General features: G+C 37.8%; 13 protein-coding genes, 1 other RNA gene and 1 pseudogene. 8 read left to right on the top strand and 7 right to left on the bottom strand.

Annotated elements, in window-relative coordinates; translation table 11 throughout:
• Nucleotides 1-3: 3 nt before the first annotated feature.
• Together pepP and MKL36_RS06625 are read right to left on the bottom strand one after the other, a co-directional pair.
• On the bottom strand, nt 4-1,326 hold the full coding sequence (pepP, locus tag MKL36_RS06620) for a Xaa-Pro aminopeptidase (RefSeq protein ID WP_021511453.1): 1,323 nt from the start codon (nt 1,324-1,326) through the stop codon (nt 4-6).
• Between the two features lie 67 nt (nt 1,327-1,393).
• Nucleotides 1,394-2,026 carry a UPF0149 family protein gene (locus MKL36_RS06625; protein ID WP_002057431.1) on the bottom strand — a complete coding sequence of 211 codons (633 nt, stop codon included), beginning with the start codon at nt 2,024-2,026 and terminating at the stop codon, nt 1,394-1,396.
• A gap of 64 nt (nt 2,027-2,090) precedes the next feature.
• On the opposite strand from MKL36_RS06625, the gene MKL36_RS06630 reads away from it, so the two are divergent.
• From MKL36_RS06630 to ssrS, 3 genes are all read left to right on the top strand, one after another.
• A complete protein-coding gene (locus tag MKL36_RS06630) occupies nt 2,091-2,651 on the top strand; it encodes a hypothetical protein (RefSeq protein WP_002057436.1) in 561 nt (186 codons plus the stop codon).
• Nucleotides 2,648-2,932, top strand: coding sequence for a cell division protein ZapA (locus tag MKL36_RS06635; RefSeq protein WP_000003719.1), 285 nt, complete (start codon nt 2,648-2,650; stop codon nt 2,930-2,932). Before MKL36_RS06630 ends, MKL36_RS06635 begins: the two co-directional genes overlap by 4 nt.
• A 93-nt stretch (nt 2,933-3,025) precedes the next feature.
• A non-coding RNA gene (ssrS, locus tag MKL36_RS06640) (6S RNA) lies at nt 3,026-3,210 on the top strand.
• A gap of 134 nt (nt 3,211-3,344) precedes the next feature.
• On the opposite strand, the gene MKL36_RS06645 is transcribed toward ssrS, so the two are convergent.
• The 3 genes from MKL36_RS06645 to MKL36_RS06655 all read right to left on the bottom strand — a co-directional run bounded on the left by MKL36_RS06645 (nt 3,345) and on the right by MKL36_RS06655 (nt 4,297).
• Complete coding sequence (locus MKL36_RS06645; RefSeq protein ID WP_000669361.1) at nt 3,345-3,662, bottom strand: hypothetical protein; 318 nt, start codon at nt 3,660-3,662, stop codon at nt 3,345-3,347.
• 72 nt (nt 3,663-3,734) lie between these two features.
• Nucleotides 3,735-3,848, bottom strand: coding sequence for a hypothetical protein (locus MKL36_RS06650; protein ID WP_001166305.1), 114 nt, complete (start codon nt 3,846-3,848; stop codon nt 3,735-3,737).
• A gap of 107 nt (nt 3,849-3,955) precedes the next feature.
• Nucleotides 3,956-4,297, bottom strand: a complete 342-nt coding sequence (locus MKL36_RS06655; protein ID WP_005111767.1) for a hypothetical protein — start codon at nt 4,295-4,297, stop codon at nt 3,956-3,958.
• A 241-nt stretch (nt 4,298-4,538) separates the two neighbouring features.
• On the opposite strand from MKL36_RS06655, the gene MKL36_RS06660 reads away from it, so the two are divergent.
• Nucleotides 4,539-5,123: a 5-formyltetrahydrofolate cyclo-ligase gene (locus MKL36_RS06660; RefSeq protein ID WP_005111768.1), complete on the top strand. Its 585-nt coding sequence runs from the start codon at nt 4,539-4,541 to the stop codon at nt 5,121-5,123.
• A 111-nt stretch (nt 5,124-5,234) separates the two neighbouring features.
• Here the strand turns inward: MKL36_RS06660 and MKL36_RS06665 are convergent.
• Nucleotides 5,235-5,315: pseudogene (locus MKL36_RS06665) on the bottom strand (trimeric autotransporter adhesin/peptidogylcan-associated protein TpgA); the annotation flags it as partial.
• Between the two features lie 293 nt (nt 5,316-5,608).
• On the opposite strand from MKL36_RS06665, the gene lon reads away from it, so the two are divergent.
• From lon to MKL36_RS06685, 4 genes are all read left to right on the top strand, one after another.
• Nucleotides 5,609-8,038 (top strand): endopeptidase La, encoded by a 2,430-nt coding sequence (gene lon, locus MKL36_RS06670; RefSeq protein ID WP_001292274.1) that lies wholly within the window; start codon nt 5,609-5,611, stop codon nt 8,036-8,038.
• Nucleotides 8,039-8,338: 300 nt separating this feature from the next.
• Nucleotides 8,339-8,818, top strand: a complete 480-nt coding sequence (gene rlmH / locus MKL36_RS06675) for a 23S rRNA (pseudouridine(1915)-N(3))-methyltransferase RlmH (protein WP_000702193.1) — start codon at nt 8,339-8,341, stop codon at nt 8,816-8,818.
• A 112-nt stretch (nt 8,819-8,930) separates the two neighbouring features.
• The gene (locus MKL36_RS06680) at nt 8,931-9,707 is read left to right on the top strand and encodes a dioxygenase family protein (protein WP_016685502.1); all 777 of its coding nucleotides are present in this window, start codon (nt 8,931-8,933) and stop codon (nt 9,705-9,707) included.
• 170 nt (nt 9,708-9,877) lie between these two features.
• Nucleotides 9,878-10,987 (top strand): META and DUF4377 domain-containing protein, encoded by a 1,110-nt coding sequence (locus MKL36_RS06685; RefSeq protein WP_021511452.1) that lies wholly within the window; start codon nt 9,878-9,880, stop codon nt 10,985-10,987.
• 55 nt (nt 10,988-11,042) lie between these two features.
• Here MKL36_RS06685 and gdhA read toward each other — a convergent pair whose 3' ends face one another.
• Nucleotides 11,043-12,446 carry an NADP-specific glutamate dehydrogenase gene (gene gdhA, locus MKL36_RS06690; protein WP_000972052.1) on the bottom strand — a complete coding sequence of 468 codons (1,404 nt, stop codon included), beginning with the start codon at nt 12,444-12,446 and terminating at the stop codon, nt 11,043-11,045.
• Nucleotides 12,447-12,486: the final 40 nt, after the last annotated feature.

Consider the following 12,486-nt stretch of genomic DNA (forward strand, 5'->3'; position numbering starts at 1 on the left):
TAATTATGCTTTAGCTTGCGCCATTAAATGTTCAATATCTGCAATATCTTTAACTACATCGGCAGTTAAAACTCGTGGGCCTTTTGACGTTGCGACCACATCATCTTCAATACGAATGCCAATACCACGCCATTTTTTATCTACAGTTTCATCATCTGGCGCAATGTATAAACCGGGTTCAACAGTAACAACTATGCCCTCTTCATATTGGCGCCAGTCGTCATCTTTTTTATAAGAACCGACATCATGTACATCCATACCTAACCAGTGGCCTGTACCATGCATATAAAATTGACGATAGGCTTCTGTTTCAATCAGCTCACTCACATCACCTTTGAGCAAACCTAAATCAACTAAGCCTTCCGTTAAAATTTTGACTGCAACCTCATGAGGCTCACGGTATGAGTTACCTATACGTACTGCATCAATCGCCGCATATTGAGAGGCCAATACCACTTCATACAATGCTTTTTGTTCGGGGCTAAATTTCCCGTTTACGGGAAAAGTACGGGTAATATCCGATGCATAGAACTCATATTCACATGCAGCATCAATTAAAACCAAATCACCGTCTTTAAGAGCTTGGTTATTTTCAACATAGTGCAAAATACAAGCATTGGCACCGCCACCAACAATACTGTTATATGAAGGCACACAGCCGTTTTGCCCAAAGATATAATTAAGCTCAGCTTCTAGTGCATATTCCATCATGCCAGGGCGAACAGTTTGCATTGCACGAGTATGTGCCTTAGCACTAATTGTTGAAGCGATTTGCATCAGCTCAATTTCTTGCGGTGATTTAATTAACCGCATTTCATCAATAATGCGATCAAGTTGAACTAACTGGGCTGGAGCGGCTTCATGACGATGCTCGGCATTCGCTTTTTTGATCCATTGGCTTACTCTGGCATCAAATGCAGCATTGTGTCCGATTCGATAATAAAGACGCTCTTTATTTAATAATTTTTCAATAATTTCTTCATCAAGCAGATCAATTGCATAAGCTTCATCTGCTTCGTACTCTTCAATTGCGCCGTCAATTCCCGCACGATAACCATTCCAGATTTCCATCTCACGATTACGTTCACGGCAAAAAAGACTATAGCTATAGTCAGTAACGTCATCAAAGGTTTCAATGACAGCAACTGCCTCAGGCTCTGCAAAACCCGTCAAATAGAAAAAACTACTATCGGCACGGAATTTATAATCCGCATCACGATTACGGTACATTTCCTCACGCGTTGCAATAATCGCAATGCTGTTTGGACCCATTTTTTCTGCTAGACGGTTTCTGCGATGTTGAAAATCAGCTTGAGGCAATTTCATAATGATCTACTTGATTTAGAATTTTAAAGTCAAAAAATTAAACACAGCCAATAACACATCGCCTCAATTAACTTGGGCGATGTGGTGTAAACATTTCTACAATATTTTGATCTGCGGTGCCTACAGTAGAAGTTTTACTTTTTGCATAAAAGTTTTTCAACAATGAACTTTCAGCCACTGTTACTTTCTTTCTACCAATAGATAAGCTCACTGGAATAAGGCGTACAAATTCATACAATTCTTCGTAACTGCTTTCGCCTTCTTCGTCGTTATCAGAGTCTTCAAATTCTACTGCTGCAACATCTTGCAAATGTTCGATCAATTCACGCTCATCTGTACGAACATGTCCCGATGCCAAACCAAAACCGAGCACAACGCCAGCACACCAATCTGACAACGCTTGTACACGGTCTTGAAGAAGATGTTCATCATCTGGAAGCATTGGTAAATAGTCCAATTCATCTTCCGATAATGCATGTGCTACATCTTCTGCTTCATCTGTTAAAAGCGCTAAAGCTTCTTCATTTAACTCAGGCACATTAAGAGTTGTTAAGATTTGTGTCCATTCTTCACGCGTAGGCGCTTCTGTCACACAAACAATACCTGTTAATAAACCATGTAACTCACTAGGACTTGAAATTTCTTCAATTCCTTTAAAATGAGCGTTCCATTCTGTCCAGCCTGAAATATCGTCTTGCATTCGTTTATCCAATCTCTATACTTCGTATATATTACCTTTGATTGCAATTCTGTGCGACCTCGTTATGTTAGAACAATTACAGCGTCTACAAGCGCATATTGGCGTTTTAAAAACACGCTTACATCATCTAGAGAGTGAAAATTCTGCTCTCTCGGAAGCTAAAGAACTGGCTGAAACAGAGCATCACGCACAAGTTGTGCAAAAAAATAGCATCATCACTAAAAAACAAGAGGAAATTGAGACATTAACTGAGCAACTCACTCAGTTAAAAGGCCAATTTCAACAATTGAATCAAGATGCTAACACACTTGCAGAGCGTTACAGCCGCCTAGAAAAAAGTACGACCGATTTAAAAAATCGTTTTCAGGAAATTTTGGCAGAGCGTAATGAATTACGCGTTACCAAAGAAAAACTTCAGTCACAGCAACGTCAAACTCAACAAGAGTTACACGACTTGCAGCAAGATCGTGACCGTTTGTTACAAAAAAATGAACTTGCCAAAGCAAAAGTTGAAGCCATCATTCAACGTTTAGCAATTTTAGGTACTGCTCAAGATCAACATGCGCAAGAAATTCAGCAACTTGCTCATCCAAATGCTGAAGCTGGTGAGGAGACACAATCATGAGTGAACAAGTCATGGTAGAGCTTCGGCTGATTGAACAAACTTTTAGGCTTGCAACGACTTCTGATAAAAGAGAAGAGCTTGAACGTGCAGCTGAGCTTCTCAATGAAAAATTCAATGATATGCGTCGTAGTGCCCCTCGTGTTGAGCATAATAAACTTGTCATCATGGTAGCTCTACAGCTTACTCAAGAAGTGTTAAGTTTAAATAAATCTTTGCAAGAATATGCACATTGTGAACGTTTACTCCAGACTATTTTGGAAGATGTTGAACAAATAGTGTAAACAATTCGCATAAAGCTTCATCAAACGCAAAGTAAGTTTACAGTTCGATAGGCTCAGATGATTGCCAACGAAGTCAGATCAGTTATACTAAAGCTGTCTCTGGGATGTTCGCCAGCCGGTCTGATTCCCCTGAGCCGATATCATCTCTTTAGGATGGTGTTCTGCATATTTAGAGCGTATGCCTACCCCGAGTAGGAAACCCAGCAAGTATGCGTCACCTCCACCTTGAACTTTAGGGTTCAAGGGTAACGACATGCAGCGGCATCTTCGGAGCATTTATTTTTAAATAAATACCTATAAATTCGAATTCTTTTTTCAAATTAAAATACCTAGACAGACCTGTCAGTCTATTTTTTTATTCTCTTAACTAATTAGTTGTTCTTAAAATTAAATACTCATTATTTTTTAATTATTATTCATTTCTACGTAAACATTCCTCATACCATCCTGCTTGAAAATCTTCAATTGCTTGGCGTTTAAAGAAACTTGTCTTAAATACTTTGGCAGCATAAGCTGAGCTAATTAAGTCTTGATAAAGCTGCTTGGCTTTTTCATCTGCTAGCCCATCGGCAATTTGTTGTAAATCTTGTGCTGGTACTTTTTGCTGTCGTGCTTCCATCACGTTATAAGCGACCTTTTTTACGATATTACAAATATCCGGATCAGCTGTACTTTCATTAGCATAGCAACCGGTGGCAATAAAACTTAATAATAATATTTTAAATTTCATATCCCTATCCTATTATTCATCTTCCGTTCTTAAAAAAGTAATAGATGAGAAGACCTATTTCTTTCAAAATGTTCATGCAGGATTAATTACATAAAAATAAATGATCATGACCACAAGCAAGATGGAAGCAAGTGTTAAATAGGTGCCGACTGTATTAAAACTCTGTAAAAATTTTAAGATCTGCATTTCAAATCCAGAGAAAAGTTGAAGTAATTAACAGAAGAAATTTAGCACAACTAAATAATGCCAATCAATTCACACTTTTAAATTTTTATCGTGATTTAATTCAAATATTATTCATTACATTTTATCCCCAAAGTCCCTTTATAGTAGTCAGTTGCACTTTTCAAATCTGACAATAATTTTTCTTCAGTGTACGGTTTTGGTGAAACTTCTATCAGTGCAGGCATGTATTGTTTTTTATACACCTCAGGATAGTCATGACATAAAATTTTAACTTTAACTTCTTGAGGGGTATTTGGATTATCTAACTGATCTAAAAATTCACCAATTTTTCGGTCCGACTCTTCAAATTGAGCTTTATAATCAATTTGAGGTGCCTCAGATTCTGCCTGTTTCGTACATCCGCTGAGCAATGCCACACATAACATCATTGTTAAAATTTTTAACTTCATAGGTTTCACATTTTCATATTCATCCTTAAATATACTTATCCTGATTAAATGTAAATAAATACTGTAAATACGTAAAAAAGAAAAAATTATATGTAGACAGTTTCTCCTAACAACAAAACTATTTTTACTTGGTCTAATACATTAGAAGACTACTTTTTAATAATTTTTAAATTTCGGTGAAGCCATAGAAAAACAGGTATAATTTTACTCGACTGACCTCAAATCTTTGTTAGATTTCTCCATGAATGAATTAAGTTTTATTAGAAAAAATTTAAGATCTAGAAGACGAGCTTTAACCCAATTTGAGCAAAAACAGGCTCAGCTTAATGTTTTACATTGCCTAAATCACCTTCCTATTTTTCATTCATCAAAAAAAATCGGTTTATATCTGCATGCTTTTGGTGAAATCCATACCGATCTTCTTATCAAATTATGTTTTAAAAAGAACAAACAAGTTTATTTACCCATGATTTGTTCGATGAACCAACGTTTAGTATGGGTAAAAATAAATAAAAACCAATATTTAAGTCGTCGTTTTTCTCATCACCCATTGGGAATGAAAGAACCTATGGCGACTCGCGGAAAACATGTAGCACAGCTTGATTTGCTACTTATGCCACTTTTAGCTTGCGATCACTATGGGACACGTATTGGTATGGGTGGTGGTTATTATGATCGTACATTAGCTAGTGCTAAACATAAGCCCTACCGTTTAGGATTGGCACATCAATTTCAATTTATTGAACACACTTTAGAACGTCAAAGTTGGGATCAACCATTAGATGGTTTACTGACTCCACAGCACTTTTATTATTTTAAAAGATGATTTTTATATAAAATTTATAAAATCTCCAATATATCCTTTTACTTTTTTAGCTCCTTAAAAAACGAAAAAGTAACCACCCTAAGGATGGTTACTTTGCCGTGACAGACCGTTTTACCAACTTATATTAACACGTCTATTTGGCGCTAAACATTGAATAAGTTGTGAACTATTGTTATCACTACACTGCCAATAAAAATATTTATTGCTAAATTTTTTAAGTATTCTTCCAAAGTTAGATGAAATAACTCTTCCAACATTAAAGAAAAGTTTTAAATATTTATTAATTATTAAGTAAAAATGAGTAGCCGCTCTACAAAATTTTATTCTTCTTAAGAATTAATCTATTGATTCATAACATTTTTAAAAAAAAGTTGACTAAATTAGTCCTTTTTTCAACATTTTCTATTGTCATGCCCTTGTAATTTTTAAAATACACATCACTATAAAAAACATGGCAACCTCGTTGTCACTCATTAGGAGTGCCCATGTCTGAACTTATTATGAATGAAAAAACTGACTTAGAGCCTCAGGTTCCAAGTGTATTACCACTATTAGCCTTACGTGATGTGGTGGTTTATCCACACATGCAGATTGCGCTATTTGTGGGTCGTGAAAAATCGATCAATGCAGTTGATGTGGCTCGTAACAGTGACAATTTAGTATTTGTAGTTGCGCAAAAAGATTCGCTTACAGAAGAAATTGATCACGACAATTTATACCAGTACGGTACAGTCGCTAAGATTGTACAAGTAGTTAATCATGAAAATGATGAAAACTGCATTAAAGTACTTATTGAAGGCTTACATCGTTCTAAGTTGAAAAAAATTATCGATGAAGATAGTTATTTGACTGCCGAACATGAATTAAGTCCAATGACGATTAATGTAGATAAGGCAACGCAAGAAACTCGTTTACAAGAGTTACGTAACTTATTTGCTCAATATGCAGAAGCAAAATTACGTAATGCACGTGAACTGGTTGCTGCTGCCAACAAAATCGAAGACTTATTGCAATTGATGTTCTTCGTAGCAACTCGTGTGCCTCTAAATATTGAAATTAAGCAGAAATTTTTAGAGTACGATGAGTTTGAAGCTCATTTGCAAGAGTTGATGAACTACTTGATGAATCAGTCTGCTGAACAGCAAATTGAGCAAACTTTACATGACAGCGTAAAACGCCAAATGGAAAAGAACCAACGTGAATACTTTCTAAATGAAAAAATGAAAGTCATTCAACGTGAACTTTCCGACATGAATGGCGGTGCTGAAGATGACGTTGCTGAAATTGAGAAACGTCTTGCTGAAGCTGATTTACCTGAACACGTACGTAAAAAAGCCGAAGCTGAGTTCCGTAAACTTAAAGCAATGCAGCCTGCATCTAGTGAAGCTGCTGTGGTACGTAACTATCTAGAAGTGATTCTAGATACGCCATGGAACAAAGCGAGCAAAGTCAGTATTAACCTGAACAAAGCGCAAGAGATTCTTGATGCCGATCATTATGGTCTTGATGACGTTAAAGATCGTATTGTTGAATACCTAGCTGTTCAATCACGTGTGAAAAAACTCAAAGGCCCTATCCTTTGCTTGGTTGGACCTCCAGGGGTTGGTAAAACTTCACTCGGTGAATCAGTAGCGAAAGCAACAGGTCGTGAATTTGTTCGCATGGCGCTTGGTGGCGTACGTGATGAAGCAGAAATTCGTGGACACCGTCGTACTTATATTGGTGCGATGCCAGGTAAAATCGTGCAGTCTTTAACAAAAGTTGGTGTGAAGAACCCATTGTTCTTACTCGACGAAATTGACAAGATGGCTCAAGACTACCGTGGTGATCCTGCTTCTGCTTTGCTTGAAGTGCTTGATCCATCACAAAACAGTAAGTTCAACGATCACTATTTAGATCTTGATCTTGACCTTTCTGAAGTGATGTTCATCTGTACTGCAAACAGCATGAATATTCCAGAAGCCTTGTTGGACCGTATGGAAGTTATTCGTCTACCGGGTTATACCGAAGATGAAAAAGTTAACATTGCTGAGCGTTACCTTGTTCCTAAAGCAATTAAGAACAATGGCCTACGTCCAAAAGAGTTAACTATTCATGAAGAAGCGATTCGTGACATTGTTCAACGCTATACACGTGAAGCTGGCGTACGTAATTTAGAACGTGAAGTTTCTAAAATTGCACGTAAAGTCGTAAAAGAAGCGGTAAGTAAAAAATCTAAAAACTTACAGCTTGACGTTACCTCTGCCAATCTTCCTGAATACCTAGGTCCACATAAATTTGACTTTGGTATGGCCGAAGATGAAGCACAAGTAGGCCGTGTAAATGGCTTGGCATGGACTTCTGTAGGTGGTGAATTGCTTACTATTGAAGTTGCAGCTGTTAAAGGTAAAGGTAAATTCATTACAACCGGTTCACTCGGTGATGTAATGAAAGAATCAATTACCACAGCAATGACAGTAGTACGCACACGTGCCGATGAACTTGGAATTGAAGCATCTCGCTTTGAAGAAACTGATGTACACGTTCACTTACCTGAAGGTGCAACTCCAAAAGATGGTCCATCTGCTGGTTTAGCGTTAACAACTGCACTTGTATCAGCATTTACTGGAATTGCGATTCGACCAGATATTGCAATGACAGGTGAAACAAGTCTAGGTGGTCGTGCGATGCGTATCGGTGGCTTGAAAGAGAAACTTCTTGCTGCACATCGTGGTGGAATCAAGCTCGTCTTTATTCCTCAAGATAACGTTCGTGATTTGGCAGAAATTCCAGACAATGTGAAAGAAGGATTAGAAATCAAAGCTGTGAAAAGCATTGATGAAATCTTACCTTTAGCATTAACTTCGATGCCAAAGCCTTTACCTAAAACACCGATTGTAAAACCGGTGGAAGGCTCAAAAGCAGCGCGTCACTAATTCACATATAAAAAAGAGGGCTTCGGCTCTCTTTTTTTTGTTACACAATTTGATTGAAAAATATCCAACCATCCTCATAATAAGAAGTAAGAGTAATTAATTCTATTATTTGCTCTTGTCTATCTTATGTCACAGATAGCCTTGTTTTTATTCTCTATGATCATCTGAACTCCAGACAGATGATCATTTGATCGCAGTCCAACACCGTTTTTTGGACTGCGTTTTTTATGCCCACTTACTCCCCCGCAGTTAACCTCTCCTCAGGTATAATGTGACAGCTGTTTTGACTGAATAGACACCATGAAAATTCGTATTCTGACCATTGGTCAAAAAATGCCTGCTTGGGTACTTACTGGTTTTGAAGATTATTTCAAACGCATCCAGCCTTTTGTTCAAACTCAGGTTATTGAACTCCCAATGGCAAAACGCGGTAAAAATGATTCAGAAGCAGATATTTTAAAATACTGCCAAATCGAGGGTGAAAGTATTTTAAATGCTTTAAAACCTAATGAGACCCTCATTGCTTTAGAAGTTGGCGGTCGCGAGCTCAGCACAGAAAAACTAGCAGACACCATGAAACAATGGATGCTTGAAGGTAATGATGTGGCACTCGCTATTGGTGGCCCAGATGGCTTGTCAGATCAAGTACGCAAAGCCGCTGCTTGGCACTGGTCACTTTCAAAACTTACCATGCCGCACCCTTTAGTACGTATTTTATTAATCGAACAACTTTACCGAGCAATGAGCATTAATCATAATCATCCTTACCACCGTGCATAAAAAGAACAAACGTTTCATTTTAAGAACAATACGTTGAAATCAGGATACTTTTAACATGTCCTGATTTTGGCATAATGACTATTATTCTGCTTTTCAACTCAGGTGTAATGAAATGGAACTACAAACCCTTCCCGGACTGTTTATTTCACATGGTTCACCCATGCTTGCACTTGATCCAGAACAAGTGGGTCCTGCCTTACATCGTCTTAGTGTAAATCTGCCTACTCCAAAGGCAATCATAGTGATGTCTGCTCACTGGGAAAGTAAAGCACTCGAAGTAAGTAGTTCGACTCGTCCGGAAACATGGCATGACTTCCGTGGTTTCCCGCCAGAGTTGTATGAAATTCGCTATACTGCCCCCGGTCAACCCGAGCTTGCAGAAGAAATTTTGAAGTTGTTAGCAGATGCTCATTTTGTCGCACATGCCAATAGCACTCGTCCTCGTGACCACGGCGTATGGATGCCTCTTTTACATATGTATCCAGAAGCAGACATTCCTGTCGTTGAAATTTCTTTACCTATGGGCCTAACTGCACAGGAAATTTATCGGATTGGCCAAACGCTGGCACCTTTACGTGAAAAACAAATTTTACTGATCGGTTCTGGAAGTATTACCCATAATCTTGCTGAACTGTCTTGGCAAGGTGACAATTCGAAAGTACCTGAATGGGCTTCAACTTTTAGAAATACAGTAGTCAGTAAGCTGAGTCATCAAGACTATGATGGTGTACTAGAGTGGCAAACCCTGCCTTTTGTGAAACGTAATCATCCTTCACTTGAGCATTTTGCACCTTTGTTTTTTGCTATGGGTACGGGACATCGTTTTACGATTGTTCATAGTAGCTTCACAATGGGCTCATTAGGTATGGATATATACCGCTTTGATTAATTTTTGGAAAATACCCCGTTTTGCGGGGTATACCACTATTTTTGTTGAAAAATAGAATAATTTACAAACTTATACATTTTAAAAACCGAAACAATCAAATGTTTACATTTTCTTTTTTTAAGAATGTTTTAAGCTTAGTGCTGTTGTTTTTTTACTTGAAGTTTTTTTAAATGAAAATTAAATATTTAATTCTTGCGTTATTACCTTTTTCTTTGATGGCGTGTCAAACAGTTTCAAACACTCAAGCTCCAATTGTATCTGAGCAACAACAAAATCTTGCTACTACTTTAAGTGAATATACTTGGACTTATCAAAATGTAAAAGCATCTAAGCCACTTATTCTTAACTTTAATGCAGACGGTAAATTAGCAATTAACACTGGCTGTAATGGCCAAGGCGGGACTTGGAAAGTTGAAGGCAACCAACTTGTAACTTCTCCACTTGCATCAACAATGATGGCTTGCCAAGACGATTTAATGAAACAAGAACAATTGTCTAATAGCATCTTTAGTGAAGCGAAATTGCCAATCGAAATTAGTAATAACAATGGTCAGGTAATCTTAAGCGTGACAGATAAAGCAGGTCAAAAGCATATTTTCCAAGGCGAAAAAGCAACTAATACTCAAGCTTTAACTGATTATTCATGGTCATACCAACCTGAAAATACTAAAAAGCCGATCGTTCTTAACTTTACAAACGACCGTTTATCGATTGATACAGGTTGTAACCGCCAAGGCACCACTTGGAAAGTTGAAAACAATACGATTGTAACGACTGATGTCATGTCAACTATGATGGCTTGTGAACCTGCTTTAATGAAACAGGAACAATTCTCTAGCAGCCTCTTCCAAAAACGTGCAATTCCATTTGAACTTAATACAACAAATGTTGATCAACCAACATTAACAGTAACTGACGCTCAAGGCCAGAAATATACTTTCACAGGTAAAATGACACCTGAAGCAAAATATCAATCTGAAGGTAAAACTGTTTTCCTTGAAGTAGCGCCAGAAACTAAATCTTGCACAGGTGTTGCACCACAAACTTGCTTGCAAGTTCGTGAAGTTAAATATGATGACAAAGGCGTAAAAACTTATGCTGACAAAAATTGGTCATTATATTACGGTCAAATCGAAGGTTTTGAACACAATCCAAACCAACGCGTAATCTTACGTGTAAAACGTTTTGAAGTGAAAAATCCTGCAGCAGATCAATCTAGCCAAGCAGATGTGTTAGATATGGTTGTAGAGCAAGAACTCGTTAAAAAGCCTAAAAAATAAGTTTTAGACTAAAAAAATCCGATGCTTTTGCATCGGATTTTTTTATTTCTATATTTTAATAGATACCTTGTGCAAGCATCGCATCAGCAACTTTTACAAAGCCAGCAATATTGGCACCATCTACATAATTCACAGTACCATCTTCTTTAGTACCGTATCTAACACAGTTGGCATGAATATCTTTCATAATTGCATGTAAGCGTTCATCGACTTCAGCATGTGTCCAGCCTAAACGAATCGCATTTTGAGACATTTCCAAACCAGACGTTGCCACCCCACCCGCATTAGAAGCTTTACCAGGCGCATACAAAATCTTAGCTTCAATAAAATGCTCAACAGCTTCAAGTGTAGATGGCATATTAGCACCTTCAGCCACACAAATTACCCCATTAGCGATGAGCGTTTTGGCATCTTCGCCAGTTAATTCATTTTGTGTTGCACATGGTAAGGCAATATCTACAGGAATATGCCAAGGTGTCTTCCCTTCAAAATATTCAAAGCCATGCTTAGAAGCAAATTCTGAAATACGGCCACGCTTGATATTTTTGAGTTCCATAACTTCAGCAAGCAACTCATCTGTAAAACCATTTTTTAAATAAACGGTACCATTTGAGTCCGATAGCGTAACCACTTTTGCACCTAAGAACATTGCTTTTTCAGCAGCATACTGCGCAACGTTACCAGAACCAGATATCGAAACGGTTTTACCAGCAAAAGACTGCCCACGTGTTTTTAGCATTTCTTCTGCAAAATAAACCGTACCGTAGCCTGTTGCTTCAGGACGCATTAAGCTACCGCCAAATGAAATTCCTTTACCGGTAAACACACATGCCGTGTCATTACTGAGCTTTTTCATCATGCCAGCCATATAACCTACTTCACGTGCACCCACACCAATATCTCCAGCAGGGATATCAGTATTTGGACCTAAATGACGGTAAAGCTCAATCATAAGTGCCTGACAGAATCGCATAATTTCAGCATCAGATTTACCTTTAGGGTTAAAATCTGAACCACCTTTTCCTCCACCCATTGGCAAAGTTGTAAGCGAGTTTTTAAAAGTTTGCTCAAACCCTAAAAATTTTAAAATAGATAGGTTGACCGACGGATGGAAACGCATACCACCCTTGAATGGACCAATTGCTGAATTGTATTGAACACGGAAAGCACGGTTAACTTGAGTCTGCCCTTGATCATCCATCCACGAAACGCGAAATTGGATCACACGTTCTGGTTCCACCAAACGTTCTAGCAATCCCTGCTCGGCATATTCTGGATTTTTTTCAATAAATGGCCACAAGCTTGTCATGACCTCTTCGACAGCTTGTAAAAACTCAGGTTGATGCGGATCACGCGCTTGCACGTAATTCAGGAATTCATTCAGGTTGTTATATTTCAATGCACGGTCCTCAGCATAGTAATGAATTAAATTGGTGCAATACATTTTAAAATGCATCATTTAGCAGCAAAATATTAAATCCCTTTCCATCAATTTTAAC

This window comes from Acinetobacter sp. AOR12_HL (assembly GCF_027855275.1).
Lineage (GTDB): Bacteria > Pseudomonadota > Gammaproteobacteria > Pseudomonadales > Moraxellaceae > Acinetobacter > Acinetobacter baumannii.